Raw genomic sequence first — 25,275 nt, 5'->3', positions numbered from 1 at the left:
ACTTCTCACTTATTTTTTTCTCTAATTGATTTAGATAATTCTCCTATCAAGAATGGATCTATATTATAAACAGATCCAGTTTTCTCCTCTTTATTAATACTTATCTTTAAAGACTTGTTTTCTGTAACAAGCCTCATTAATTCATTTTCTACTTTGTCCAAGATAGAGTCGACCTTAGTATAGAGTTGGATAAGCTCCTTTTGCATCTTATCACGAAATTTATTTAATTCGTTCTCTAAGTTTTTCTTATTTTTAATAACATTTTTTAACTCTTTATATATCTTATCTCTATCTTTAAGCATGTTATCCATATCCGTTTTAATCTTTATGAAAAGCCGGTTAAATTCGTTAACATCTTTTTTTATAAGATCCAACTCGTTTTTTAATAAATCTCTATCTTTCTCAACTAGTTTATATCGCTCAACAGAGCTCTTTAATTGAACATTAAGCTTTTCTATCTCTTTCAGTAATCTCTCGTTCTCCTTCTTCAGATAATGTTCCTGTATAGATAGATTATTTAAACTATCATAAAACGCTTTATTTGTATCAGATAATTTTTTTAATTCATAAAATATAAAGAGAGAGCATATTGAAACAGCCAAGATCAAACCTAATATAATCTCAATCATCTGATATATCCCATTCCCTTACCTGAACCATATATATTGAAACCAATACTCTATAATAATGTTTCTAATATATCTGCAAGATTTGAGTAACGTTATATTGCTTAATTAGATTCAGCACCTTTTTTACCTTATCAAGTTTAGTTTCTACAACAATAGGCTTATTGCATACATTTACCACCTCTTCAGGATCTTTTAACAGATTTCCTGTTGTAATACATACAACCCTTTCATCTTTATCAATTAAACCGTTTTTTAACAATTTTTTCAGGCCTGCTATAGAAGAAGCAGATGCCGGCTCTATACCTATGCCTTCCAATTTAGCTAACTCTTTCTGTGCTTCTACTATTTCTTCATCTGTTACCATCTCTGCCAATCCTTTAGACTCGTATATCGCCTGAAGTGCCTTGATAGCATTTATTGGGTTGCCTATCCTGATAGCGGTAGCGATTGTCTCAGGATTTTTTTCTGGCATTATATCCTCTTTATGATCTTTAAACGCTTTTACGATCGGTGCAGATCCTTCAGCTTGGATTCCTGTCATTTTTGGTATTCTATCTATCCAACCTATACTCTTCAACTCTTTGAACCCTTTATATATCGCAGAAATATTACCAGCGTTACCTACAGGTAATATAATTCTATCAGGCGCAGTCCAATTTAATTCATCAGCAATCTCGTATCCTATAGTTTTCTGTCCTTCTAATCTGTAAGGATTCACCGAATTCAATAGATATATGCCTTCTTCGTTGCATAATTTCATAACGATTTCCAGAGCATCATCAAAATTCCCTTTGATCTCGATAACTTTTGCACCATGTATCAGCGCTTGTGCAACTTTACCCAGTGCAACCTTGCCCCCAGGCAACAGAACAACGACAGGTATTCCCGCTTTTGCTCCATAGACAGATAAAGATGCAGAGGTGTTCCCAGTAGATGCACATGCCACGATCTTCATCCCTAATTCTATAGCCTTGGTCACACCAACCGTCATTCCTCTATCTTTAAAAGATCCAGTCGGATTTAATCCTTCATGTTTTACGTAGAAAGGCTCTTTTAATCCTATTAACTTGCTAAATCTTTTACAATCATATAAAGGCGTCCCTCCTTCCTTTATAGATATCGGCTCACGCTCTACAGGAAGAAATTCTTTATATTTCCAGACAGATAGAGGGATATTTTCATAATCATCTTTATCGATATCGATAGACGAAAAGTCTATCTTCACCTCTAACAACCCACCACAATCACAATTATATATAACACTTCTTTTATCGTATTCTTTTCCACATTTGATACATTTTAAAGAGTATATCATCCAATCAACTCCATTATAATTTTTTTACCTAAATTTAAACCTTCTTCAATCTTTTCAGGGTTACCTCTGCCTTGAGCCAAGTATCTTTTACCCCCACCTACCCCGTTTATAAAGGGACATATCTTCTTCAGTATGTCAGACGCATCGATCTTTCTATCCTTTATATTTCTGCTTAGAGAGATGATAAGATCTCCGTTGTTATTACCAAGGATAAGTATAACTTTATCGTTACCCTGATCATCTATAACCATAACTTGTGATATCTTCATCAACTCGTTTAAAGGCAGATCGATCTTTCCTGTTATCAGACAGTAATCTTTAATCTTAATAACATTTTTCAACAATTTTTTTGCGTTTAATCTGGCAATATATTCCCTAAGTCTCTCGTTATCTTTTTTAAGATCCTTCCATTCGTCAAAAAACCTTTTAACAGTCTTTGGTAGTATCTCTGGCGGTATTTTTAATATTGATGATGCCTCTTTTAATGTATCTTCTAAATTTTGTACCGATTTCACAGCGGCTTCTCCAGCAGAAAACTCTAATCGTTCCACGCCATCCTGAATCCTTTCCACCTTTGTTATTTTTATAAATCCCACCTCTCCTGTAAAATTAGAATGAGTACCTGCACATGCCTGTACATTATCACCTATCTTTACGATACGTATAGTATCATCCGCCGGAACACCGCCCTGGTAAAGAGAGAAACCATATTTCTTCTCTGCCTCGACCCGATCCATCCAATAGCATTCTACCTTTACGTTAGACATCACTATTTTATTCGCAACGAGTTCTATATTTTTGATCTCGTCTTCACCAATTTTTTTATAATGCGAGATATCTAATCTTGCTCTATCCTTCTCTTTCTGCGCTCCCGCCTGCCATACATGCCCACCAAGGATATGTTTTGCTGCCTCCAATACGATATGAGTCGCTGTATGATGCTTAGTATATGCCAATCGGGTCTCAAAATCTACGATACCTTTTACAACCATCCCTTTCTTGAAAAAACTTGTATCGGATACTTTATGAATAATTACTCCCTCTATCGATTTAACATCTAATACATCAACAGAACGATCATTAAAAACCAATATTCCACTATCTGCCGGTTGTCCGCCACCTTCAGGATAAAACAAAGTTTTATTTAAGACGATATGATTGTTTATAACCTCTAAGATTTCTGCATCGAACGATAAATCATCTTTATCATGAACGTAATATAATCTTTCGGTCTTTGGGAGGTTAGACAATTTATCTCTAAGTTTATTATCCTCTTTATTACTATTCTTTTTCTCTTCTTTGGCATGTATCTGAGCTACTAAAGAGTAAAAATTGTCTGGTATCTCCAAGACTATATCTTTTTCCTCTCTCAATACCTCTTTAACTATCTCTGGTGGGGTACCATATGTATCATACAGATCTATGAGAACGTTTAAAGGCAACTTACCCTTTTTTTTGTATTCTCCTGCTTTTTTTAAAGCCAATCTCTTTCCCTTTTTTATAGTATCATCATACTTTTCCCTCTCTATATCGAGTATCTCTCGTATCACATGTAGCCTATCGGAAAATTCTTTAATCTTTTTTGCATGTTCAAAGACTATGTCATATAGATCGATCTCAAGACCTATCTCGTCCATCAATCTAAAAGCCCTTCTGATTATTAATCGAGCAAGATATCCTGATTTAACATTAGAGGGAACTATACCATCTCCCAACATATATGCAATACACCGGGAATAATCAGAAATGGCATATATCCTTTCACGATGATTTTCTAAATTAGACAACTTTGCTATCTTTTCAATAATCTCTGGAAACAACGCATCATATATTGTTGATCTCCCTTGGGACATCCAGACAAATCTTTCCAACCCATACCCTGTATCCACTATATAATTTTCCATCTTTCGATATCTTTCTCCATTTATGAGAATATCTCCATCATCGTCCCTCACAAAACTCATAAACACCAAGGTTGCAAGCTCTAAACCACCTAACAACACCTCTAAACATGGACCAGCATTACCTCCTCCAGCCCAAGGCTCCTCTTTGTATGTAACTTTATTTAGATCGGTACCTAAACTCTCTAAAAACTTTTCACAATATCCTACTGTCTCATTCTTCCAATAGATCTCTTTGGACGGATAATTGAACGCATGATGTGCCATCATCTCGAAGGTGGTAAGATGTCTTCCTGTCTTCCCAACAGAATCTATATCTTCCAATCGGATGCATGGTTGAGATATCGTAAGAGGGTTCGCAGGCGGTCTTACCTTACCAGAGGTTACAAAAGGTTGAAAATTGGCTATAGAAGCAATTGTTAGATAGATATCATCCCGCCATCTTGCCACTACCGGATACCTCTCAATTCGAGTGTGACCATTTTTTTCGAAGAAAGATAGAAACTTCTCTCTCATCTCGTCTAAAGAATAATTATTTTTAAATAAAGGGTTGCCTATGAAAGAATAAGAATCACAAGGAGCATCACCACAAGTTATCTTATCTTTATCCCTCGTCCAGAAATAGGCGCCACATTTTTGGCATCTTTTCCTTTCAAAATTGTTGATCTTGAAATATTCTATATCATACTCTTCTAGCATCTTTTTCACCGTTATCAAAAATATTGATAGATTAGACGTATCATAAAGTTTATTAATAAAAATATCGATTATAAACTATTATCATAATTGCATTAATGATAATAAGATAGCCCGGTAGTGTAGCTGGTCAATCATTTCGGGCTTTGGACCCGGCGACGGCGGTTCGAATCCGCCCCGGGCTATACCTACTTGAAAAAGAGATAAAAAAAGATGGAATGGTTGATTCTAGGATTGGCATGTCTTGGTGGCTATGAGGTAATATCTTTTATAAAAGAGAATATAAGATTAGTAGGAAAGTAAGAAGGAAGGAGAGATGATTCTCAAAATGGCAGAAGAGATAAAAGAGGGAAAATTAAAAGAAACTCTTGGGATTAAAAAGGATAAATATGAGAAAATGGGTTTTAATGAAGGAGAAAATATTATAGGCACTTTTTACAAGTCCCCTTTAGTTTTCTGGTATCTCTACATTATAGCAGTTTTATTTTTTATTTTTTTGGGGGCTTTTTACGGGATTGGTATAATCTTTGGTGTGCTTACAATTCTTTTCACAGAACTTTATAGGAGAGGTTTCAAATTCTATGTTACAAACCAGAGAGTTATAAGGGATTTTACATTTTTGAGAAGAAAAACCGAAGATTCTACATATGATTTGGTAACAACAGTTACATTAAGTCAGACTTTTAGTACAAGGATATTGGGGATGGGGAACGTGATTATAAATACTGCTGGTGGTAGTATTGTCTTTGATGGGGTAGCTAACCCAGAACGTGTGAGGTCTACGATCATAAAAGCAAAACAAGATTATTTAGTAAAACCAAAAGGTGTTTCTGTTATATTAGAACCAAGTAAGAAAGAAGAAGCAATCTTTTGTCCTTATTGTGGCCATAAGTTGGAGGAGATTTCAAAATTTTGTCCTTATTGTGGAGGTAGATTAAAATGAGAACAAAATACGTACCCATTATGATACTTGTGATATATGGGATCTTCTCGTTTTTCTTAGAGTTATCTATAGCACTTACTTTACCTTTACCATGGTATTGGAGAGGTACAATAATGGCTGGGTTAGGTGTAGTTTTGTCTTTGTTTGGAAGAGAGTTAATATAAATGATAGAGATTTTTTAATAAATACCTTACTTACTCTCTTGCCGATGGTCTCTTTGATCGGTTTTATCATCTGTAGTGGGTCTTGCCCTCCCTCTGAATTTTTTTGGGTCTTTTATTGGGTAAAAACCCTATAAAATTTTATATATTGAGTCATACATACTCATATTGAGAAAAAATGAAAAAAGCAATAGTGCTTGGATTATGTCTGGCATTGGTTGTAGTATCTGTTCCAACAACCCTTGCAGTTAGTAGGTCGGAAATAGTAGATTGTATTCCAATACCCTTTACTCCAAAACCCTTAAAGACAGTGGATTGGAAGTAGTAGATTGGAATTGGGAAAATATTTTCGGAGACATTGGAGAACCAAACTATATAAAAATAAAAGGAATGGTAAAGAATAATGGCACAAAAACCTTAGAAAATGTTAAGATACGTATCTCTGCGTATGATGCCGATGGTAACTTTTTAGGTATGGGTCAGAATTATTTAAACCCATCCATAATACCACCGGGATCAAAAGCGAGTTTTAAAGTACGGATTAATGATGCACGTTGTGAAAATGATCTTCGTATTGAATATAAGTTTGAATACGAATAAGAGATAATAAGGCGTGATATAAGTGTAGAAGCAAAAATGATAAAAAACTTAGAGATGATTACGAAAGATGGTTTTATTCTGTTTTTTCAAAAACAATAAAATTGGAAAAAAATCTTAGAAGGAAACGAACCTACTCCAGATTTTAAAGTTGTTTTAAACGGGAAGGAATTTAAAACTGAAGTTAAAGGATTGGATCCTATATATGAATTTACATCGGATATATTTAATAAAATTTGTAAGGAGTTAAAAAGAGAGGATCTAATTAAGAATTTTGCATTAGAAGTTACTCCCTTTTAATATCCATATAATAGAAGATAAAGAAAAGATTGAAAAAGAATTGAAGAGGATTATTCCAGATTTGGATAGTTCCAAAAATAATTTTTGCTTTTGTCTAAAAACAGATAGAACAACTTATTCATTTAAACTTAAAAAAGGGAATGGTTCTCCAAGCGGAACATATTATAAAAAGATCTCTAATTTAATAAAAGACATGAGACTAAATAGACAATATGAAAAAATAGATTTTCTAACTTTGATAAATTTAAATCAAGAGATTGACGAAAATAGATTAATAGAAGAGATATTAAATCCATGTTCATGGTTTTACCCGGGAAGGAAAACAAAATATCAAATGAAATTTATTTTATCTTGGAAGGAATAGGAATAATGGAAATAGAAGAAGAGAAAAGAGAGGTATTAAAAGACCAGGCGATTCTTATTTCTCCGATGCAAAGACATAGAATAAAGAGCATAGGAGATTGTGATCTCAGGTTTTTATGTATTTGTACCCCTCCTTATTCAGATAGGGATACAGTGTTGGAATGATTTTGAGTTTCTATTATCTTATTTTAAAAATCAAGCAACACAGGTAAACTCTTCATTTTACCACCTCTATATCCGTATCTAAGACCGTGATCACCGGTTCAAGATATCCAGAGGCTCCCATAATATCGGTATCAATATATCCTGTAGCCCTGATTTTCTTACCATCAAAAGAGACTAGCCGATTCCAGCTTTCATTTAGTAGCATATCATAGGTCTTTGCAAAACTATACGTCTCATAAGTGCCATTATTCATCTCTATCGCCTTCTTTTCTAATTCATCACGATTTGGGTATACCCACATAGCTATGCTATTTCCTTCTTCATCATATATCCCATACATGCCTCCCTCCATCCATTCATAGCCCTCACGAGTTCCTCCTGCCCAGCCCCCTCCTCCGCTCCTTACATCCCCAAAAATACCCTCTACAGTTATGGTTTTGTTATAATATTTCTCGGGATCCTCAAGTATGTCCTTTATCTCCGTTATCTGTGTTTCTTTCTCCCTTCCGAATATGCGGTCTATGAGATCTCTCAGCGGACTCTGTGCTGCAGCGACAGAAATAAAGAGCACCATGCAGACTATCGCTGCAACAAAGATCTTCCTGATCTGCTGTTGTGCCTTATCCGGTGATGTGGATATCATATATCGTAGATATAGTAATAGAGACAGAAGTAGTAATATCAGCAGGAGTGTTAGACCAAGAACGTTCCCATGCATCTACATGAACTTCAAATATCACCACCTGCGCTTCGCCGGGCTCTACAGCTTCTAAAACATAGTAGTAATCTTTGAGGGGCCATATCCCTACACTACCTCCTCCGATTAGTTTGATAGGACCATTGAAAGTTATAAGATCGTCACTTCCCCCTCCTCCAATTTTGTCAGGAATCTTGAATCTCTCTCCAGCCTTTACGTTGATCTCTTCGTGCGCTGTCGCAGGCGCAGCATCCACAATCATCCACGAGGATGCTCCATTTCCAGAGGCATCCGTTTCTGGGTTGTCGGGTCCCACAAATCCAAGCAAGGCAAGGCATATCACTCCACCCAAAAGGGCTCCCAAGATTATTGCATATACGGTTTTCATAAAGTATAATATAGAACTCCCGGTATATATTATTGTATTGATACACAAAGCAAGTATGAATGGCTTTTTAAATTGAATATAACTAAAACTATCCTTTGACCAGACTATACCTACAAAGATAGAATTTTGTCGTAATAACATCTTTACACGTCGGATGACCGATAGGTTTAGAAAGTTTTTAAATAACAAACACCGACAAAATCTTCTAATCCTAGGTAATCCACCGTGAATAACTTGCAGTGGACTTTCTGTTTTAAATTCAGATAATTTACCCTATAAGAGTAATATAAAAAATCATAAAGGTATAGAAGCTATAACTGGTAAGGGTAATTTTGACATTGCTGAGAATATTATTTTGCGAGTAATTCAGCAATTTCATGATAAAGAAGGAAAAATTGCTATGTTATGTAAGACTTCTGTTATTAGAAATATTGTTAGGGATATTCCCAGACTTAAATTAAAAATATCCAATGTTCGGGAAATGCTTATTGATGCAAAAAAAGAATTTAATATAAATGCGAATGCGGCACTATTTGTCGCAGATTTTAATACACATGGAGAGAAGTTCTGTTTAGTTTCCTCGTTATATGAACCAAATGTAAAGCTTAGGGAATATGGTTGGTTTCATAATAAATTTGTTTCAGATATAGGGTTATATGAAAAGTACAAATACATAGATGGATACTCATCTTTCGAGTGGCGGCAGGGTGTAAAACATGACGCAGATGTACCTGATGCCTGTAAGTCTGGAGGCATGAGCTGCCCATGGTTTATCCTGGATGCAGTAGACATTATGGATTTATCCAAGTTTTACCTCAAATACAGAGCAGATGGTTAGGGTAGTGGCGCTGGATGGAACAAAGGTCAAGGCTAATGCATCACTTTCAGCCAACCGAACTCAGGAACATATCAGAAAGATGCTGGCTGAAGCCAGGAAGAAAGATGAGGAAGAAGATCGACTGTTTGGGAAGGGCTCTCGTGGAGATGAAATGTCTAAAGAACTCAAAGGTCGAAGAAATCAGCTGGCACGGCTGAAAGAATGCCAGGAGCGATTGGCACGAGAAAAGGAAGAAAAGCTGCAAGCGCAGTCTGAAAGGATTGAGAAACGCCAGGTAGAAGAGGGAAATTGCCCAAGTAGCCCAGGAGGAGGTGAATGTGACAGATCCTGACTGTGCACCGAATAACAGAGAAGGCACAGGAAGAACTGAAGGGGTTGAGTACTGAGTTGGCAGATGCAGGGTATTGGAGTGAAGATAATATGACAGAGATGTTACCCACAGATCCTGAGTTCTTGATAGCAATACGTGATCGAGAAGCTCCACGGGGCAGATACCTAAGTATCTATCGGTGCGTGATCGGATGGATTTTTGTGAAATTATTAGTTGGATATGATAAAAATGATTGATCTCTCAACTACATCTGCAAAAGCATAAATATTATAAACTTCCTGAATCAGATATGGACGATTATCTTATTGAAACGGAATTATGCGATTGGAAGAATGAGAAGATATTGAGATTGGTGGACGAACTAAATGATAGAAGTGCAGACAAAAGAGAATATGCAGTAAATGCATTCTATTGGGTGAGAGATAATATTTATTACTTTATCGAACCTTTATCTAAGGCATCTGAAACGTTGGAAAAAAGGAGAGGAAACTGTTTAACAAAGTCAAATCTGCTTGTTGCACTACTAAGAGCAAAAGACATCCCTGCACGGTTTCAATTTCAATCTTTAACGGGAGAATCAATGTTAGATGTAATGCAATTAAGAGTAAAGGTGGAGGAGGCAAAAAAGTTTAAAATTACGCATTGTATAACAAATGCTATGATTGAAGAAAGGTGGTTGAGGATAGATTGCACCAGAGATAAATATTTGAGCCCGGATAGAGCTAACGAGTGGGATGGTAGGGGTGATACTGAACAACATCCCTATTTTGTAAAGGATCTGGAATATGCTCCAGATCTACAAGGTTATGAGAGGTATACGAGACCTACGAAGTTCAAAAATTTGATTGATGCTATAAATATAATCATGAATGCGTTCATAGATGAAGAGAGATACAATAATTCTGGTATCAGATCTTTTAGCAAGGAAGATTCGGCTCGGATGATAGAGGAAGTTCATAACCTTGCAGAAAAGGCTATGATGACAAAATATAAGGGGGATGCAAGAGTCGTGGTTTGGATGATGAAGAGGCTTTTTTCAAAACCGCTTGGCTTAAATGTGGAAGTAATTCGGTATGATAAAAAAGAAGTTGAATATTTATGCCATTGTTGCGTCTCAAACGAAGTATTTTCATATATGGGGCAATATTTTTCTTCTCTCGATAATGGAATAGCACACGGAGTCAATCCTGAGTTGGAATTTACATGTAAAAGGGGAGATGATGGAATAGGTCACGTGAAGATAATAAATAAAGATGATGGAAGTTATTATCTCCCCATTTTAGAGATTCTATGGAAGGGTATAAAAAACCTTTTAAAAAGATAATATTAATTATTATCATACTTTCCGCTTATTTTTCTCATTACTTAATCTATTATTCTTTATTCTCTTTTTAATTACTAATAATTATCTCAAGTTTTTAACTTAATTATTATAAAATAGAAAGATTTGTTATTTTTACAGGTTTGGAATACACTATGGAATTTTCTATTCCGGTTTCAGCGGTATTAGGGCCATATTTCGCTTTTATAACGATATTTCATCTTATAGCTTATCACCATTATGAGAGGATGTATAGATGAGTGAGAAAAATGATAAAAAATCGTTTGAAGGTTTACAGAGCTATGCACGACTTAACACAGGAACAGCTCGCAGAAAAGGCAGGAGTGACAAGACAGACGATCAATGCAGTGGAACAAGGAAGATACTTGCCATCCTTAAAACTCGCTTTTAAGCTTAAAAAAATATTTAATGTCGAAATAGAAGATATATTCTATGAAATCGAGAACGAATAAATATTCAGAAGTTTCTATTTTCAGAAAGTTTAGCCTTTAACAGATATATAACGATCAGACCTATGATATTCATCATTCCTATAAGATAGAAAGTCCTCTCTATAGAGGACAAATCCATGATAACACCTGCTAATATCGGTCCTACGATCATACCTATACTCATCGATGTATCTACCAACCCAACCGTTGTTCCTACTCCTAAATCCTTGCCAATTATAGTAGCTGCTCCCATGCTTGCAGGGGCTGTCAATGCGTTACCTATATTAAAAATCAAAGTTAGGAATAACAGATCCCAGAAGTATCTGGAGAAAGGCATCAAAAAAAGAGTGAATGTATATATGAAAGAGCCTAATAGTATCAGGCCTAACTTTGGTAATCGATCTGATGCCATACCAAAAGGGTATTGTAGTAAGAAGGATGTTATAGTAGCTAGCGAGAATATTGCACCTATTTGATAACCATCCAAGTTTAAAGAAATATAGGCGAATATAGGCACGAAAAAGATTATCAGGCATCTACTTAATGAGTTTAAAAAACCAAATACTATCAAGATTAATGTTTTGTGATCCTTTAAAGATTGTGTTATAGAATAATTTTGAACAGATGAGATACCACTCTTTTTTATATCCGGAAATAAGGAGGTCATTAATAGAATCGTCAGGAAAAAAATCTCCATTAGATAGAATAAATACCTTATCTCTCTATCAATCAGAATTCCGCCTAAAAATGGTCCTATTCCTGCTCCTAAAAAGAGAGGAAGGTTTAAAAGAGCCATATATCGTCCCTCTTCTCCTTTTGGAGAAATATCTCCCAGATATGCAATAATAATTGGTGTCATAAATGCAGAGGAGAATCCGTGCAACAACCTTACTATAAGAAGAGTATAGATTGTATCTGCATACATATATGCAAACGGAATGAAGGAATAAAGTATTGCTCCTATCTGTAAAACCTTTTTTTTACTTTTTTTATCGGATGCAAAACCAATAAAAGGAGTAGTTATTATCTTAGATATTGAAAAACCTGAAAAAATTATTCCCAACCATATTCCTGTTGCATTAAAGGATAATTTAGAATATAACGATATAAATGGTGTCAATAAACCCATACCTACGGAGGTGGCAAACATACTTGCAAAAACGAAGATGATCTTTTTATTTTTCATAATCTCTTTTTCTCTAAATGACTTTTTTATCTGTTTATCATAGGGAATTTATACTTGTGTATCATATCAATACATTGGAAAATTATAAATATCTTCGATTTTTAAAAATTTAATATTTAAAAACTTAATAATAAGACCATATAAATATTAAAATTACAAAAATTAAACTTACAATACAAATTGGTGGATTAAAATTATGAATATTAGAAGATTTATTTGGCCACTTTCATACAAAGGAGTACAGGTACCTGATAGTAAATTATCCCGAAATAATCGGGTTGAAAAGGCTAAAATACCTGAAATCGCGACAATTTATTTACAACAACATATCGGCGCTCCGTGTGAACCATTGGTAGAGGTTGATGATTATGTATCTATCGGAGAGAAGATAGGCGATTCAAAAAGTTTTATATCCGCTCCAATCCACTCCAGCGTATCGGGTATTGTTCTATCTATAGAGAAAAAAAACCATCCATCTTCTGGTTTAAAAAAAGAGGCAATCTTAATAGAATCAGATAATAAAGAAAAATGGATAGATAGGGAAAAACTTAACGATATTTCAGAGCTAAAAAAAGAAGATCTCCTACATATTATTCGCGAATCCGGACTGGTTGGATTAGGGGGAGCAGCGTTTCCAACGCATGTTAAATTATCCCCTAAGACTAAGATTGATACCTTGATATTGAATGGATGTGAATGCGAGCCGTATATAACATCCGATCATAGGTTGATGGTAGAAGAGGGGGACAAAATAGTAAAAGGTGCAGAGATCTTTGCTAAGATTCTCGATGCGGAGAATGTTTTGATTGCAATAGAGGATAATAAACCTGACGCGATATCTATTATTGATAGTATTATAAAAGACTATAATCTTAATAATTTTAAAATCCTAAAAATGAAGACAAAATATCCTCATGGATTCGAAAAGACGTTGATATTCCTCGCTACAGGTAGAGAAGTGCCTTTGTTCATTGAGAATAGAGCAGGATTACCTGCCGATGTTGGAGTTGTCGTTCAAAACGTTGGTACTGCAAAAGCTGCGTATGATGCTGTTTATGAAGGTAAACCACTTATAGATCGTGTAGTAACGGTTACTGGTGATGTAAAAGAGCAAAAAAACCTTTTAGTGAGGATAGGAACTAAATTTTCTGAATTGATAGATTTTTGTGGTGGTTTTAATGGAAAGGTTGAAAAGGTAGTGATGGGCGGTCCTATGATGGGTATATGCCAGAATGATCTGGATATCTCGACGGTAAAAGCTACCAACTGTCTTCTCGTTTTTGGAGATAAATATAAAGATAAAAATCTGTCACCATGTATACGATGCGGAAACTGTGTGAAGGTATGCCCTGTCAACCTTGTGCCCACAGATCTTGCAAAGTATGCCCGTGTAAGAAAGTTTGATCTGTGTAAAGCGAACAATATAGATGCATGCATGGGTTGCGGATCTTGCTCATTCGTATGTCCATCAAAGATAGAATTGGCTCAACTGATAGCTTGGGCAAAGAACGAGACGAGGAATATAAAATGATCTTGGATAAAAAGAATATCAAGATGACGCCTAGCCCTCATCTTAAGAAGGACATTTCTGTAAAACGGATAATGTTTCTGGTAATTTTGGCGTTGATGCCTACTACTATTGCAGGAATTTATTTTTTTGGATATCACGCACTTTTGGTCATCATTTTAAGCATCTTATCTGCCGAGATTGCTGAATTTTTATCTTTAAAGATTCAGAAAAAAAAATTTGTAATGGATGGTAGTGCTATAATTACAGGTCTTCTTTTAGCTTTGGTTCTACCTCCAACGGTACCATTCTGGGTTCCTGTTGTTGGATCTTTTTTTGCTATTGCTATCGCCAAACACGCTTTTGGTGAGCTTGGGCAGAATTTATTCAATCCTGCATTGGTAGGTAGAGCATTTCTGATGATATGCTGGCCTGTCTTGATGACTAGATGGGTAACTCCTTTCGATGCGGTTACGACTGCTACACCGCTTGCAGCCCTTAAAATGCAAAATTTGGTTATTGCATCCAATATAGACCTGTTTTTTGGCGGCATTGGAGGATGTATTGGGGAGACATCGGCTTTGGCTATTTTGATTGGAGGTATCATACTTATTGCTTTAAAGGTAATAGATTGGAGGACTCCGTTATCTATTATCTGTACTGTCTTTGTATTGATGTTACTACTAGGACAGGATCCGATATTTCATATCTTGGCGGGAGGCTTGATGCTTGGTGCTTTTTTTATGGCAACAGATTATGTAACGACACCTATTACAGGTTGGGGGAGAGTAATCTTCGGAATTGGTGTTGGTCTGTTGATTGTAGTATTTAGATTATGGAGCGGTATGCCTGAAGGAGTCTGTTATTCGATACTGATAATGAATGGTTTTACACCGTTGATCGATAGATACATAAGACCGCTTCCGCTCGGAATTAAAAAAACAAAGGTGGATGAAAGATGAAAGAGAATATCAAACGGGTTGTTGTACTTACAATAATCATCCTAGCATCCTCTTTATCTATATACGTATATAATAATACGGTAGAGGATGTATTAAAAGAACAAGAGATGGCAGAATTAACCGAGCATATAAATATGATATTTCCTGATGCAGAAAGATTTATACAAAAGGATGATATCTATTATGTCTATTCGGATGATGAGATTATAGGTTATGCCTTTGAAGCTATTGGAAAAGGATATGGAGGGGATATAACCATTCTGGTCGGGATCAACAACGATGAGGATCTGACCATCAAAAAAGTATCCGTTCTTTCCCACTCTGAGACTCCAGGACTTGGAGCAAGGATAACAGAAGATGAATTCGTATCTCAATTTGATAACAAGCCTATAGATGCTATAAAATTAGAAGGGATAGATGCCATAACTGGGGCTACGATAAGTTCTAAAGCGGTTGTTAATGCAGTATACTCTGAATATAAGAATAAGATACAATCCATAAGGAGTGAATAAAAATGCCTTTTAATGATTTCTCTAAAGGGTTGATAAAGATAAACCCTATATTTGTATTGGCATTAGGATTATGTCCTGCACTTGCAGTAAGCATAAGTATAGAGAATGCTTTCGGAATGGGAATTGCAGTAATCTTCGTACTGACCTTATCTAATTTGATAATCTCTTTATTAAGAAACGTGATACCTAAAGATGTTAGGATCCCATCTTTTATCGTGATAATCGCTACTTTTGTAACAATAGTAAATTTAACATTTAAGGCATATCTACCATCTTTGAGCGAATCTTTGGGTATATACATACCATTGATCGTGGTAAATTGTATTATTTTGGGAAGAGCGGAGGCGTTTGCATCGAAGAATCCACCCTTAAGATCCGTTCTTGACGGATTGGGTGAAGGTACAGGATTTTTACTAGCCATACTTCTTATATCCTTCTTTAGAGAGCTTTTAGGTACTGGTGGGATTAATTTTGCCATACTTGGTTACGAGTTTGGTAGCTTTATAATACCTTTATTCAGTGATATGCCTGCATTATTCTTTATAATGCCTCCTGGAGCTTTTTTAATAATCGGTTTGTTACTTGGATTGTTTAAGAGGATGGATGTGATATAAAATGAACGAACTTTTATCGTTATTTTTGAGATACGCTCTGGTAAACAATTTTATACTAGTAATGTTCCTAGGTCTCTGCCCTTTTTTTGGTGTCTCGAAGAAACTTAGCGATGCAATCAGGATGGGTCTTGCAGTAACTTTTGTCATGATCGCATCCTCTATTATAACATGGTTGATCGCTAATTTCATTTTAATACCATTTAATATAGAATTTATGGAGACCGTTGTCTTCATCTTGGTCATAGCGTCTTTTGTGCAGTTATTAGAGATGGTAATAAGAAAGACCAGCATTGGTCTATACCGAGCTCTTGGGATCTATCTTCCTCTTATCACTACCAATTGTGCGGTCTTGGGTATAGCGGAGATAAATTTTTTAGAAGGTTTCTCGTTTTTAGGTAGCATTGCTAGCTCTTCTGGTGCAGGAGTTGGGTTTATATTGGCACTTACCATAATGTCTGGATTACGAGAACGGTTGGAACTATCCGAAGTACCAGGGTCTCTTAAAGGTCTTCCGATAGCGTTTATCACCGCATCTATATTGAGTCTCTCGTTTTTAACATTTGGAGGGTTGAGAATATGATAGAAATTTTTACCATTGTAGCGGTAGGTTTTGCCTTTGCATTAATTCTCAGTATTGCTGCAGATAGGTTTAAGGTCGTAATGGATGAAAAGGTTGAAAAGACGATCGAGATACTTCCTGGATCGAACTGCGGAGCATGTGGTTTTTCTGGATGTTCGGCATTTGCTGAAGCATTGGTAAAGGACCCATCTTTAGCTAATAAATGTGCTCAGACATATATGGACAAAGAAAAGGTTAAAGCGCTTTCTGATCTGTTTGGGGGTGAAGCAGGGAAAAAACAGAAAGCCGTTGTTCTTTGTAATGGTGGAACAAAATGTACGGATAAGTTTGAGTATGATGGAGAAAAATCGTGTAGTATAGCCGCCAATCTCTTCCAAGGAAACAAATCATGTGAGTATGGTTGTCTTGGGTTTGGAGATTGTGTTAAAGTATGCCCGACTCTTGCAATAAAGATGAATGATGAAGGCATTCCGTTAATAAATCTGGATAAATGTACTGGATGTGGAGCATGCGTCGAAGTCTGTCCTAGAAAAATTATAAAGATCGTACCTGAAGAGGTTCCAGTTTTTGTTGCATGTAACAATCCAACATTATGGGAGGATGATCTTGACGTTTTTTTCTCATCTATCCATGATAAAGGTAAATTTACTGCTATGTTTGATAAGATTGAAGTATATAAAGATAAAATATTTCAAACTGTAGGATGTACTCGTTGTTTAAAGTGTATAGATATCTGTCCAAGAGGTGCACTCGAATTTACTGTATTAGAAAAAAATCTCTCTAATGCAGATACCTATAAAATAACAAAGACGGATCAAGGACGGATCAACTGGTCTGACAGATTTTGTATATATTGTAAACGATGTGAAAAGATCTGCCCAGAGAATGTAATATCTGTAGAAAAACCATTAAATGGATCTTTCAATATAGATCAAAACAAATGTGTAGAATGCGAGAATTGTATAAACCTCTGTCCTGCTGATAATCTCTCTTTTACAGAAGGTAAGAATATTCTTTTTGATAATTTTTGTATATATTGTGGGCTATGCGAGGCTGTTTGTCCGACTTCTGCCATAACTGTTGAAGTAAATGAGGAAGATAGGCCGATAAAAAAAATACAAAATTATTGCTCTAATATCTGTAAAAAATGCAAGTTATGTATAGATGCTTGTGATAAGAATGCTATACGGTGGGATGAAAAACAGAATTTACCAAAGATCGATTATGATCTTTGTAAAGATTGCCTATCTTATGCGTGTATAGATAGCTGTCCGCTCCATATAATCAAGATGGTTGACAGAGAAGAGGAAAAAGTACCTGTATCAATTATAGTAGGCAGATGATATCTAATCTTGCACATTAAGGAGTTTTATCCATTGTTATTATTCGATGATATAGGTAGTTATCCTCTACCGAGAGGAGTTAAAAAAGAATGGATTGAAGAATCTATAAAAGAGGGAACGAATAAAGAAGAACTTCTAGATATAATTAAAAACGCTTTCCTTGATAAGATATATGCTGGGGTGGATATACCTACATACCCTCAATTCAGGGATATGGTAGATCCTTTCTTTAAAAAAATTAAAAAAAATGAGGAAAAACCTTTTATTATCAAAGAAGAAGATGCTATATTAGAAGAAGTCGAGATTATAAAAGAAATATCTGAAGAAATATCTAAGAAGACAGAGAAGAAAATACCGCTGCGGGTATGTATCACCGGTCCGATTGAGATCTATTTGAAAAATTTTGGTGGTAAAGGGTATTTTGATATACTCAAAAATATAGCCAGAAGCGTACAACGGTTTATAAAGAACTCGATAATCTCTAACAAATTTTGTTATACTGATACAATCTGTATAGACGAACCAAGCATAGGTATAAACCCTGAATTAAATTTTAACAACGATGAGATTGTAAAGGCGTTAGAGATAGCTACTGAGGGGATAAAAGTAAATAATACCGAGATACATCTTCATTCATCTATAGAGTATAGAACCATCTGTCTTGTGGAAAATATTGACGTGATTGGCATAGAATGTGCAAGAGATATCAGTATATTGAAGACTATAGAGAAAGAATATCTTAGAAATCATGAAAAATACTTGAGAGTTGGTATTGCAAGAACGGATATATCTTCTCTTGTTGCAGAGATCAATGAGGAATATAATGTAAATGCTTGGATTGATGAGAGGTACCTATCTAAAATATTTAAGAAAGAGAGTGTAAATCGTATTGCTGAGCGATTAAGATATGCTCATAGTATTTTAGGAAACCTTGTTAAATATACCGGGCCAGATTGTGGGCTTGGTTCATGGCCATCTCAGGAAATGGCTTATCAGCTTTTAAGCAATGTTAGACATGCTATAGATCTGTTTAATAAAAAATAGAAAAATATTAATAAGAGTATGTAGTGATAATATAAAGAATAATTTATCTATTGCCTCCAATTATGATAAATCTTGCAACTTTGATTCGCAATAATTTTAAAACGCTCCGGTAGTGTAGCTCGGCCAATCATTCCGGCCTTTCGAGCCGAAGACACGGGTTCAAATCCCGTCCGGAGCATCTAACGTTAAAATTTTTATTCTTATAAAATTTTATCTTCTCTATATGGTTATTGTTTATCTTTAAGGATAGTATCTTTTAGAATAGTCAAAAGTTTTAAATATAATGAATAACTCAGAAATTGAGACAAAAGATGATGCATAAATAAAAAGGAGGTAAGAAGGAATGGCAGAAGATAACGTAGTATATATAGGAAAGAAGCCGGTGATGAACTATGTATTAGCAACGATCACCGTCTTTAATGAAGGATCGAATGAAGCAGTAATAAAAGCGAGGGGTAAAGCGATATCCCGAGCGGTAGACACAGCGGAAGTTATAAGGACCAGGTTTTTGCCAAATTTAAAAGTAAAGGATATAAAGATCGGTACAGAGGAGATAAGCAGAGAGGATGGAAAGAGTTCAAACATATCGTGGATAGAGATCTACCTATCGGCTAATTAATAATCAGCATCAATCTTTTTTTTATTTTTATACATATATGCAGTAAAGGGGGCTATATGAAACATTTGTTTTATAGTTATGGATCTATATAAGACTATTTTTGATAATCTGATACCGAATAATTTGGGAATACAAAAGTTTTTATATTATTAATATATATTCATAGATATTTTAAATAAGGATAATTTACTCTTATAGATCTATTTAGCGATAAAGGAGATATAAAATGAGCGAAAAAACTAAGGATAAAAAAGCTATAGAAGCACTTGATTTAGGAAACATAAAGCATATTATCATGATAATATCTGGAAAAGGTGGTGTTGGAAAATCTACTGTTTCTGTGAACTTGGCTTATACGTTGGCTAAAAAAGATAAACAGGTAGGATTATTGGATGCGGATATTCATGGTCCTACTGTACCAAAATTGTTAGGAGTATCCGATAGAAAACTTGAAGCAACAGAAGATGGAAAGATTAAACCGATAGATATCACCCCTAATCTAAGAATAGTTTCCATGGGATTTTTGTTGCCCAATAGTGATTCGCCGGTCATATGGCGAGGTCCTATGAAATACAACGCTATACGACAATTTTTACAAGACGTGGATTGGAACAACTTAGATTATCTTGTTGTCGATCTTCCACCTGGGACAGGAGACGAGGCAATAAGTATAGCCCAATTAACCAAAGCAGATGGTTCTATAATAGTTACTACCCCTCAGAACGTGGCTTTACTGAACTCTAGAAAAGCTATAGGATTTGCACAAAAGCTAGATATCCCGATAATCGGTATAATAGAGAACATGAGCGGTTTTATATGTCCTAACTGTGGTTTTAATATCAATATCTTTGGAGAGAATGGAGGGCTAAAAGCTGCTAAAGAGTTTGGTTTAAAATTTTTAGGAAAGATACCCCTAGATCTTAAAATATATCAGAGTGGTGAGAATGGTAATCTGTTAGAAGAGGGCGAAGTTTTTAAAGAGATAGCCGATCAAGTATTAAAATTTTATAAAGATCTATAAATACATTATTTATAAAACATCGTTTATAAAATCTTTGGACTTTTTACGTAATCTTTCTCTTTTTTTGGTACATTTTTTAGTACATCCTCTCTATCTAAGGACGGTTTAACATCATCTTCTCTAAATACGTTTTTTAATCCGAAAACATGAAAAGTTGGTTCGACAGTCTCTGTCTCTACGCTGTTTATCTCATCGAACAGGTCTAATATAGACTGCAACTGCGGTAAGAATTCATCTATATCCTTATCATCAAGTTCAATCTTTGCAAGCTTGCCTATATGTTCCAGAGTCTTCTTATCGATCAATCTATCAACCTCTTTATTTTATATTTTTACTGATAATAATAAATTATACCATATTTTTAATATAGCTTATCTTTCAATTCTTCCAGCGGATACGTGTTTATCAGGTCTTCTTTTTCCAACCAGCCTCGTCGAGCGATACTTAAACCCAATTCCATATATTTCATCATTCCTTTACTATGCGTATCTGTGCCTAAAGACATCTTTATTCCATTCTCTTTTGCTTTTTTACAATTTATATCGTTAAAATCCATCCTGTTAGGATACGAATTAATCTCAAGAATGGTATCTGTACTTTTTGCATCATTTATCAATCTTTCTATATCCATCTTGTATCCTTCTCTAGAATAGATGACTCTACCTGTTGGATGTGCGATTATATCGACGTTAGGATTCTTCATAGCTGAGAGCATCCTTTCATTTATATTATTTTTGAATCCCTGATGGATAGCCGCGATGACTATATCTAACTCTTCTAGTATATCGTCAGGATAATCTAAAGAACCGTCTCTCAATATATCTACCTCTGTGCCTTTCAAAAGGACTATATTCTTTTTGTTGTTATCTTTATTAATCCTATCTATCTCTTCATTCCTCCTTTTTAATCTATCTATACTCAATCCTTTAGCATATTTGACAGATTGAGAATGATCTGACACGGAAACATACTCATATCCATAAACACTCGCCTCTTTAACAATATCTTCCAATGTTAATGTGCCATCCGAATAATTTGAATGGACATGAAGATCCCCTTTTATATCTTCCATCTTTACAAGATTAGGCAATTTTCCAGATTTAGCCGCCTCTATCTCTCCAGTATCTTCTCTTAACTCTGGTGGTATCCATGGTAAGCCTAAAGCATTATAAACATCTTCTTCAGTCTCTCCTGCAATTTTTTTATCACCATCGAAAACACCGTACTCGTTCAATTTAAACCCTTTCTCTCTTGAAATCTTTCTTAGCTTTATGTTATGCATCTTTGATCCGGTAAAATATTGAAGTGCAGACCCGTAAGAGTTTTTATCTACTATCCTCAAATCTACTTGTGTTCCTTTTAGGATGATAGACCCTTTTGTAGCGCCTGAAGCAATTACTCTTTCTATATCTGGCATTTTAATAAAGGTCTCAATAAGTCTATCTTTATTATCAGAAGATGCAAGTAGATCTATATCTCCGATGGTCTCTTTTCTTCTCCTTAATGATCCTGCTATCTCTATAATTAGCCCATCTTTATTTAAATAACGTACCACTTCTTCTGCAAGTATTAAAGCATCGTTGATAAGCAATCTTCCTTTTGTCTTATCTAAAAACTCGATACTTTTTTTTATGTTCTCAACACGTTTTTCTCCCATTAAGGGAAGAGTTGCAAGGCTACCATCGTTTATAACCCTTCTAAGATCGTCTAAAGATCTAATATGCAGTTTTTCATAGATCAAACGGAGCGTTTTTGGACCAATTCCTTGTATATCCATCAATTCAAGAATACCTTCCGGTACATCTGAAATCGCCTTTTTGTAAGCTTTGATCTCACCTGTATTCAAATATTCTTTTATCTTATTAGCGATGGATTTTCCTATTCCTGGTATCTCTTCTAATCTCTCATCTTTTGCTATCTTCTCTATATCTTGAGATAAATTACGTATGGCTCCGGCAGCTTTTAGATATGCAGAAATTTTGAAAGGATTCTCGCCATTAAATTCAAGAATTTTAGCCATTTTTTCTAAAATTTCCGCTAACTCTTTATTTTTTGTCATTTGAACTGTTAATATCTTTATTTTATTGATAATATCATAAAGGTTATATAAATTTTCTTTTTAAAAAATTTAATATATCACGAGAACGTCAATATAGATATAATATAACATAAAAATATTTATTAAGATTTTAAAAAAGGAAAAGGAGATTTAAATGGATAAAAAATTAGAATCTTTAAGATACGGAACAGACCTAATAAAACTTGGTTTTGCAAAAATGCAGAAAGGTGGTGTCATAATGGATGTAGTCAATGAAAAACAGGCAATTATTGCGGAAAATGCGGGAGCTATTGCGGTTATGGCACTACATGCAGTTCCTGCAGATATTAGAAAAGCAGGCGGTGTTGCACGAATGGCAGATCCTGCAATAATTGAGGAGATTATGAACGCTGTTACTATTCCTGTAATGGCAAAAGTTAGGATAGGTCATTTTGCAGAGGCTGAAATTTTGGAAGCTTTGGGCGTAGATATGATAGATGAATCTGAAGTCTTGACTCCTGCAGATGAGAGCCATATCGATAAGAAAAGGTTTAAAGTTCCATTTGTATGTGGTGCAAGGAATCTGGGGGAGGCATTGCGTAGGATAGATGAAGGGGCAGCAATGATAAGAACTAAAGGAGAGGCTGGAACAGGAGATGTTAAAGAGGCTGTTCGGCATTTTAAAGCAATTATGGGTGAAATAAGATCGTTAAAAGGAAAAACTAATGAAGAGCTTAAAGATGTTGCATACAAGATAAATGCACCTTTTGAGATTGTCAAAGAGACTGCAATATTGCAGAGACTACCTGTCGTCAATTTTGCTGCGGGCGGTATAGCGACCCCGGCAGATGCAGCTTTAATGATGAAACTCGGTGCAGACGGAGTTTTCGTAGGGTCTGGTATATTCAAGTCAGAAAATCCACAAAAAATGGCTGAAGCGATAGTAGAAGCTGTTGAGTCATATGATGACCCAAAAAGACTTTTAGAGGTATCTAAAAGACTTGGTGAACCTATGAAAGGGATTGACATAGAAAGTTTGAGCGATAAAGAGATGTTACAAACCAGGGGATTCTAATATTAAAATAGGAATTATAGATATTCAAGGTGATGTTAGAGAACATTTAGATGCGTTTAAATCGTTAGACGATAGTCTCGATTTGATCAGGATAAAAAACGCAGGCATATTACCATACTGTGATGGGATTGTCATACCTGGCGGGGAGAGTACTACTATCGGGAAAGGATTGAAGAAGAAAGGAATGTTTGATGAGATAAAAGATTTTGGTATGAATGGAAAACCTATCTTGGGAACCTGTGCAGGTTTAATCTTGCTATCCAAAGGGGTCTATGGGGAAGAGAGAGACGATCTTATCGAACTACTCGATGTCTATGTAGAAAGAAACTCATACGGAAGACAGAGAGAGTCTTTCGAGATAGAAGTTCGTTTTCAGAACAGATTATTTAATGCAGTCTTTATAAGAGCGCCTGTAATCAAAAGAGTGGGAAATAATGTAAAGGTGTTAGCAGAGTATAATAATAGCCCCATTGCTGTATTAGAGGGCAATATTATGGGATTTTGTTTTCATCCAGAATTATCAAGAGATCTTATCTTTCAAGATCTATTTTTGGAATTGGTAAGATCTAATCTTAGAAAATTAAAAACGAATAAAATATAATACAGAAGAGGTTTTTCATGCCTCTCCTTTCATTCCACCAAGAATATTTTGTAGCTGTTCTTGGAGTTGATTTAACCTATTTTTCAATCTCTCTTCCTGTCTATCTAGCGTTTGTTTTCTAATATTCATCATCTCTTTCTTCTCGGTTAACTCTTTTATTGCATCATCTTTAGTGCTCTTTACTAATATCTCTCCGACGCTTTTATAAACTATCTCGTCATCCTTTGCTTTATTTAACTCTTCCAAAGCATCATCACTATCTCTCAAGATAGCTTCTATCTGCGTTTTTTGTTCTTGCAATGCCTGTAACTGTACTTGTATTTGCTGTAACTGCATTATTTGATTTTGTAGTTGTGGTGGTATCTGTCCACTAATTTAAATCACCCCCTTTTACTATTTTGTAAATATCTTCTACCACTTTTATAAATCTAAGCCACGTATTTATATTGGCTCTTAATGATACTATATCATTAGATACTATATTAAGCTTGAAAGATCCTTTTTCTCTCCGTATCTCTATCCCACATCTGCTTGCATAAGACTTTTCCGTCTCGATGATCAGATTGTTATATAGCAACTCTATTAATCTGGTATCTCCATCTATCGATAGATTAAACTCATATTTTTGTTGCATCATCTCTACTTATTCTGCTTTAACCTCTTTTATAAACGCTACCGGTCTTTCTTTCAAAAAGATACGATTTCCACAAAAAGGACATCTTATCTCTCTATGATCACTTATCTCGACAACTTTATTGCATTTTATGCACCGGTACAAGTATCCTTACCCCCTTATTTGGACTTATTTTCTAAAGATAAGTAAACAGGCGTTTTAGGCACGTAAGCTCCTCCGGAGAAGGTATAACCACATTTAGAACATTTCCAAATGGCTGTACCAACTCTTTTTACTGCATAATGCCCACAATGTGAGCATTTATACCTAACACGCATCTTATCTTCTATATCTGCAGCCAATTTACGAATTTTTCTGCCGTATCGAGGTCCATACTTTCCAGCAGATCTTATTTTTTTACTTTTTTTTGCCATATACACTCTCCTTTAATAAATAAAAATTG

General features: G+C 35.1%; 33 protein-coding genes and 2 tRNA genes. 23 read left to right on the top strand and 12 right to left on the bottom strand.

All coding sequences use genetic code 11. The features are described from left to right. Window positions 1-5 precede the first annotated feature (5 nt). The 3 genes from LPC15_RS06105 to alaS form a co-directional block, all read right to left on the bottom strand. The gene (locus LPC15_RS06105; protein ID WP_229234480.1) at window positions 6-629 is read right to left on the bottom strand and encodes a hypothetical protein; all 624 of its coding nucleotides are present in this window, start codon (window positions 627-629) and stop codon (window positions 6-8) included. 64 nt (window positions 630-693) lie between these two features. Beyond that, window positions 694-1,941, bottom strand: a complete 1,248-nt coding sequence (thrC, locus tag LPC15_RS06100) for a threonine synthase (RefSeq protein WP_420709513.1) — start codon at window positions 1,939-1,941, stop codon at window positions 694-696. Further along, window positions 1,941-4,544, bottom strand: a complete 2,604-nt coding sequence (gene alaS / locus LPC15_RS06095; RefSeq protein ID WP_229235337.1) for an alanine--tRNA ligase — start codon at window positions 4,542-4,544, stop codon at window positions 1,941-1,943. Before alaS ends, thrC begins: the two co-directional genes overlap by 1 nt. A gap of 108 nt (window positions 4,545-4,652) precedes the next feature. Between alaS and LPC15_RS06090 the strand changes: the two genes are divergently transcribed. From LPC15_RS06090 to LPC15_RS06065, 6 genes are all read left to right on the top strand, one after another. After that, window positions 4,653-4,726, top strand: a tRNA-Gln gene (locus tag LPC15_RS06090). A 143-nt stretch (window positions 4,727-4,869) separates the two neighbouring features. Then, window positions 4,870-5,484 carry a PH domain-containing protein gene (locus LPC15_RS06085; protein WP_229234478.1) on the top strand — a complete coding sequence of 205 codons (615 nt, stop codon included), beginning with the start codon at window positions 4,870-4,872 and terminating at the stop codon, window positions 5,482-5,484. Continuing rightward, window positions 5,481-5,648, top strand: coding sequence for a hypothetical protein (locus tag LPC15_RS06080; protein WP_229234477.1), 168 nt, complete (start codon window positions 5,481-5,483; stop codon window positions 5,646-5,648). Before LPC15_RS06085 ends, LPC15_RS06080 begins: the two co-directional genes overlap by 4 nt. A gap of 312 nt (window positions 5,649-5,960) precedes the next feature. Further along, window positions 5,961-6,245, top strand: a complete 285-nt coding sequence (locus LPC15_RS06075) for an FxLYD domain-containing protein (protein WP_229234476.1) — start codon at window positions 5,961-5,963, stop codon at window positions 6,243-6,245. A gap of 337 nt (window positions 6,246-6,582) precedes the next feature. Continuing rightward, window positions 6,583-6,906, top strand: a complete 324-nt coding sequence (locus LPC15_RS06070) for a hypothetical protein (RefSeq protein ID WP_229234475.1) — start codon at window positions 6,583-6,585, stop codon at window positions 6,904-6,906. Window positions 6,907-6,911: 5 nt separating this feature from the next. Continuing rightward, the gene (locus LPC15_RS06065; protein ID WP_229234474.1) at window positions 6,912-7,070 is read left to right on the top strand and encodes a hypothetical protein; all 159 of its coding nucleotides are present in this window, start codon (window positions 6,912-6,914) and stop codon (window positions 7,068-7,070) included. A 52-nt stretch (window positions 7,071-7,122) separates the two neighbouring features. On the opposite strand, the gene LPC15_RS06060 is transcribed toward LPC15_RS06065, so the two are convergent. Further along, window positions 7,123-7,713 carry a hypothetical protein gene (locus tag LPC15_RS06060; protein WP_229234473.1) on the bottom strand — a complete coding sequence of 197 codons (591 nt, stop codon included), beginning with the start codon at window positions 7,711-7,713 and terminating at the stop codon, window positions 7,123-7,125. After that, window positions 7,691-8,155 (bottom strand): hypothetical protein, encoded by a 465-nt coding sequence (locus tag LPC15_RS06055; protein WP_229234472.1) that lies wholly within the window; start codon window positions 8,153-8,155, stop codon window positions 7,691-7,693. Before LPC15_RS06055 ends, LPC15_RS06060 begins: the two co-directional genes overlap by 23 nt. Window positions 8,156-8,555: 400 nt before the next feature. Between LPC15_RS06055 and LPC15_RS06050 the strand changes: the two genes are divergently transcribed. The 5 genes from LPC15_RS06050 (at window position 8,556) to LPC15_RS06030 (ending at window position 11,118) form a co-directional block, all read left to right on the top strand. Next, window positions 8,556-8,993, top strand: coding sequence for a hypothetical protein (locus LPC15_RS06050; protein ID WP_229234471.1), 438 nt, complete (start codon window positions 8,556-8,558; stop codon window positions 8,991-8,993). A 79-nt stretch (window positions 8,994-9,072) separates the two neighbouring features. Next, window positions 9,073-9,324, top strand: coding sequence for a hypothetical protein (locus LPC15_RS06045; RefSeq protein ID WP_229234470.1), 252 nt, complete (start codon window positions 9,073-9,075; stop codon window positions 9,322-9,324). A gap of 2 nt (window positions 9,325-9,326) precedes the next feature. After that, window positions 9,327-9,560 (top strand): hypothetical protein, encoded by a 234-nt coding sequence (locus tag LPC15_RS06040; protein ID WP_229234469.1) that lies wholly within the window; start codon window positions 9,327-9,329, stop codon window positions 9,558-9,560. A gap of 53 nt (window positions 9,561-9,613) precedes the next feature. Then, window positions 9,614-10,648, top strand: a complete 1,035-nt coding sequence (locus LPC15_RS06035; RefSeq protein ID WP_229234468.1) for a transglutaminase-like domain-containing protein — start codon at window positions 9,614-9,616, stop codon at window positions 10,646-10,648. A gap of 266 nt (window positions 10,649-10,914) precedes the next feature. Continuing rightward, on the top strand, window positions 10,915-11,118 hold the full coding sequence (locus LPC15_RS06030) for a helix-turn-helix transcriptional regulator (RefSeq protein ID WP_229234467.1): 204 nt from the start codon (window positions 10,915-10,917) through the stop codon (window positions 11,116-11,118). A 4-nt stretch (window positions 11,119-11,122) separates the two neighbouring features. Here the strand turns inward: LPC15_RS06030 and LPC15_RS06025 are convergent, their stop codons facing one another. Continuing rightward, window positions 11,123-12,283: an MFS transporter gene (locus LPC15_RS06025; RefSeq protein ID WP_229234466.1), complete on the bottom strand. Its 1,161-nt coding sequence runs from the start codon at window positions 12,281-12,283 to the stop codon at window positions 11,123-11,125. A 196-nt stretch (window positions 12,284-12,479) separates the two neighbouring features. Here LPC15_RS06025 and rsxC point away from each other — a divergent pair, with 196 nt between their 5' ends. The 10 genes from rsxC (at window position 12,480) to LPC15_RS05975 (ending at window position 20,485) form a co-directional block, all read left to right on the top strand. Beyond that, complete coding sequence (gene rsxC / locus LPC15_RS06020) at window positions 12,480-13,814, top strand: electron transport complex subunit RsxC (RefSeq protein WP_229234465.1); 1,335 nt, start codon at window positions 12,480-12,482, stop codon at window positions 13,812-13,814. Continuing rightward, window positions 13,811-14,752: an RnfABCDGE type electron transport complex subunit D gene (locus LPC15_RS06015; protein ID WP_229234464.1), complete on the top strand. Its 942-nt coding sequence runs from the start codon at window positions 13,811-13,813 to the stop codon at window positions 14,750-14,752. Before rsxC ends, LPC15_RS06015 begins: the two co-directional genes overlap by 4 nt. Beyond that, window positions 14,749-15,264, top strand: coding sequence for an RnfABCDGE type electron transport complex subunit G (locus LPC15_RS06010; protein ID WP_229234463.1), 516 nt, complete (start codon window positions 14,749-14,751; stop codon window positions 15,262-15,264). The genes LPC15_RS06015 and LPC15_RS06010 overlap by 4 nt, the downstream gene beginning before the upstream one ends. A 2-nt stretch (window positions 15,265-15,266) precedes the next feature. After that, the gene (rsxE, locus tag LPC15_RS06005; protein WP_229234462.1) at window positions 15,267-15,878 is read left to right on the top strand and encodes an electron transport complex subunit RsxE; all 612 of its coding nucleotides are present in this window, start codon (window positions 15,267-15,269) and stop codon (window positions 15,876-15,878) included. Between the two features lies 1 nt (window position 15,879). After that, window positions 15,880-16,458: an electron transport complex protein RnfA gene (locus LPC15_RS06000; RefSeq protein ID WP_229234461.1), complete on the top strand. Its 579-nt coding sequence runs from the start codon at window positions 15,880-15,882 to the stop codon at window positions 16,456-16,458. Further along, complete coding sequence (locus LPC15_RS05995; RefSeq protein ID WP_229234460.1) at window positions 16,455-17,801, top strand: RnfABCDGE type electron transport complex subunit B; 1,347 nt, start codon at window positions 16,455-16,457, stop codon at window positions 17,799-17,801. Before LPC15_RS06000 ends, LPC15_RS05995 begins: the two co-directional genes overlap by 4 nt. A gap of 33 nt (window positions 17,802-17,834) precedes the next feature. Continuing rightward, entirely contained in the window at window positions 17,835-18,845 is a 1,011-nt protein-coding gene (locus LPC15_RS05990; RefSeq protein WP_229234459.1) for a methionine synthase, read from the top strand. A gap of 103 nt (window positions 18,846-18,948) precedes the next feature. Then, window positions 18,949-19,023 (top strand) — tRNA-Glu (locus LPC15_RS05985). 165 nt (window positions 19,024-19,188) lie between these two features. Further along, entirely contained in the window at window positions 19,189-19,464 is a 276-nt protein-coding gene (gene albA, locus LPC15_RS05980) for a DNA-binding protein Alba (RefSeq protein WP_229234458.1), read from the top strand. Between the two features lie 226 nt (window positions 19,465-19,690). Continuing rightward, window positions 19,691-20,485 (top strand): Mrp/NBP35 family ATP-binding protein, encoded by a 795-nt coding sequence (locus LPC15_RS05975; protein WP_267496936.1) that lies wholly within the window; start codon window positions 19,691-19,693, stop codon window positions 20,483-20,485. A 23-nt stretch (window positions 20,486-20,508) separates the two neighbouring features. Here the strand turns inward: LPC15_RS05975 and gatC are convergent, their stop codons facing one another. Together gatC and polX are read right to left on the bottom strand one after the other, a co-directional pair. After that, complete coding sequence (gatC, locus tag LPC15_RS05970; RefSeq protein WP_229234457.1) at window positions 20,509-20,790, bottom strand: Asp-tRNA(Asn)/Glu-tRNA(Gln) amidotransferase subunit GatC; 282 nt, start codon at window positions 20,788-20,790, stop codon at window positions 20,509-20,511. A gap of 56 nt (window positions 20,791-20,846) precedes the next feature. Then, complete coding sequence (gene polX / locus LPC15_RS05965; protein ID WP_229234456.1) at window positions 20,847-22,544, bottom strand: DNA polymerase/3'-5' exonuclease PolX; 1,698 nt, start codon at window positions 22,542-22,544, stop codon at window positions 20,847-20,849. A 154-nt stretch (window positions 22,545-22,698) separates the two neighbouring features. Between polX and pdxS the strand changes: the two genes are divergently transcribed. Continuing rightward, a complete protein-coding gene (pdxS, locus tag LPC15_RS05960) occupies window positions 22,699-23,598 on the top strand; it encodes a pyridoxal 5'-phosphate synthase lyase subunit PdxS (RefSeq protein ID WP_229234455.1) in 900 nt (299 codons plus the stop codon). Beyond that, window positions 23,567-24,199: a pyridoxal 5'-phosphate synthase glutaminase subunit PdxT gene (gene pdxT, locus LPC15_RS05955; protein ID WP_324255076.1), complete on the top strand. Its 633-nt coding sequence runs from the start codon at window positions 23,567-23,569 to the stop codon at window positions 24,197-24,199. The genes pdxS and pdxT overlap by 32 nt, the downstream gene beginning before the upstream one ends. A gap of 15 nt (window positions 24,200-24,214) precedes the next feature. Here the strand turns inward: pdxT and LPC15_RS05950 are convergent, their stop codons facing one another. From LPC15_RS05950 to LPC15_RS05935, 4 genes are read right to left on the bottom strand one after another with little or no spacing between them, the layout of a single operon-like run. After that, window positions 24,215-24,562, bottom strand: coding sequence for a prefoldin subunit beta (locus tag LPC15_RS05950; RefSeq protein WP_267496979.1), 348 nt, complete (start codon window positions 24,560-24,562; stop codon window positions 24,215-24,217). 7 nt (window positions 24,563-24,569) lie between these two features. Further along, on the bottom strand, window positions 24,570-24,836 hold the full coding sequence (locus LPC15_RS05945) for a KEOPS complex subunit Pcc1 (RefSeq protein WP_229234453.1): 267 nt from the start codon (window positions 24,834-24,836) through the stop codon (window positions 24,570-24,572). 6 nt (window positions 24,837-24,842) lie between these two features. Next, window positions 24,843-24,977, bottom strand: a complete 135-nt coding sequence (gene rpoP, locus LPC15_RS05940) for a hypothetical protein (protein WP_229234452.1) — start codon at window positions 24,975-24,977, stop codon at window positions 24,843-24,845. A 14-nt stretch (window positions 24,978-24,991) separates the two neighbouring features. Then, on the bottom strand, window positions 24,992-25,246 hold the full coding sequence (locus LPC15_RS05935; protein ID WP_229234451.1) for a 50S ribosomal protein L37ae: 255 nt from the start codon (window positions 25,244-25,246) through the stop codon (window positions 24,992-24,994). Window positions 25,247-25,275: the final 29 nt, after the last annotated feature.

It is taken from the genome of Candidatus Methanoliparum sp. LAM-1 (assembly GCF_020885915.1).
Taxonomy (GTDB): Archaea; Halobacteriota; Methanoliparia; order Methanoliparales; family Methanoliparaceae; genus Methanoliparum; species Methanoliparum thermophilum.
Note: the sequence above shows the minus strand (reverse complement) of the source record. Positions and strands in the feature narration are given on the sequence as shown.

Coding starts and splice junctions, on each gene's coding strand:
- LPC15_RS06105 (WP_229234480.1), bottom strand. CDS start 629: ATGATTGAGATTATATTAGGTTTGATCTTGGCTGTTTCAATATGCTCT.
- alaS (WP_229235337.1), bottom strand. CDS start 4,544: ATGCTAGAAGAGTATGATATAGAATATTTCAAGATCAACAATTTTGAA.
- LPC15_RS06085 (WP_229234478.1), top strand. CDS start 4,870: ATGGCAGAAGAGATAAAAGAGGGAAAATTAAAAGAAACTCTTGGGATT.
- LPC15_RS06080 (WP_229234477.1), top strand. CDS start 5,481: ATGAGAACAAAATACGTACCCATTATGATACTTGTGATATATGGGATC.
- LPC15_RS06065 (WP_229234474.1), top strand. CDS start 6,912: ATGGAAATAGAAGAAGAGAAAAGAGAGGTATTAAAAGACCAGGCGATT.
- LPC15_RS06060 (WP_229234473.1), bottom strand. CDS start 7,713: ATGATATCCACATCACCGGATAAGGCACAACAGCAGATCAGGAAGATC.
- LPC15_RS06055 (WP_229234472.1), bottom strand. CDS start 8,155: ATGAAAACCGTATATGCAATAATCTTGGGAGCCCTTTTGGGTGGAGTG.
- LPC15_RS06050 (WP_229234471.1), top strand. CDS start 8,556: ATGTTATGTAAGACTTCTGTTATTAGAAATATTGTTAGGGATATTCCC.
- LPC15_RS06045 (WP_229234470.1), top strand. CDS start 9,073: ATGCTGGCTGAAGCCAGGAAGAAAGATGAGGAAGAAGATCGACTGTTT.
- LPC15_RS06035 (WP_229234468.1), top strand. CDS start 9,614: ATGGACGATTATCTTATTGAAACGGAATTATGCGATTGGAAGAATGAG.
- LPC15_RS06030 (WP_229234467.1), top strand. CDS start 10,915: ATGATAAAAAATCGTTTGAAGGTTTACAGAGCTATGCACGACTTAACA.
- LPC15_RS06025 (WP_229234466.1), bottom strand. CDS start 12,283: ATGAAAAATAAAAAGATCATCTTCGTTTTTGCAAGTATGTTTGCCACC.
- rsxC (WP_229234465.1), top strand. CDS start 12,480: ATGAATATTAGAAGATTTATTTGGCCACTTTCATACAAAGGAGTACAG.
- LPC15_RS06015 (WP_229234464.1), top strand. CDS start 13,811: ATGATCTTGGATAAAAAGAATATCAAGATGACGCCTAGCCCTCATCTT.
- LPC15_RS06010 (WP_229234463.1), top strand. CDS start 14,749: ATGAAAGAGAATATCAAACGGGTTGTTGTACTTACAATAATCATCCTA.
- rsxE (WP_229234462.1), top strand. CDS start 15,267: ATGCCTTTTAATGATTTCTCTAAAGGGTTGATAAAGATAAACCCTATA.
- LPC15_RS06000 (WP_229234461.1), top strand. CDS start 15,880: ATGAACGAACTTTTATCGTTATTTTTGAGATACGCTCTGGTAAACAAT.
- LPC15_RS05995 (WP_229234460.1), top strand. CDS start 16,455: ATGATAGAAATTTTTACCATTGTAGCGGTAGGTTTTGCCTTTGCATTA.
- albA (WP_229234458.1), top strand. CDS start 19,189: ATGGCAGAAGATAACGTAGTATATATAGGAAAGAAGCCGGTGATGAAC.
- LPC15_RS05975 (WP_267496936.1), top strand. CDS start 19,691: ATGAGCGAAAAAACTAAGGATAAAAAAGCTATAGAAGCACTTGATTTA.
- polX (WP_229234456.1), bottom strand. CDS start 22,544: ATGACAAAAAATAAAGAGTTAGCGGAAATTTTAGAAAAAATGGCTAAA.
- pdxS (WP_229234455.1), top strand. CDS start 22,699: ATGGATAAAAAATTAGAATCTTTAAGATACGGAACAGACCTAATAAAA.
- LPC15_RS05945 (WP_229234453.1), bottom strand. CDS start 24,836: ATGATGCAACAAAAATATGAGTTTAATCTATCGATAGATGGAGATACC.
- LPC15_RS05935 (WP_229234451.1), bottom strand. CDS start 25,246: ATGGCAAAAAAAAGTAAAAAAATAAGATCTGCTGGAAAGTATGGACCT.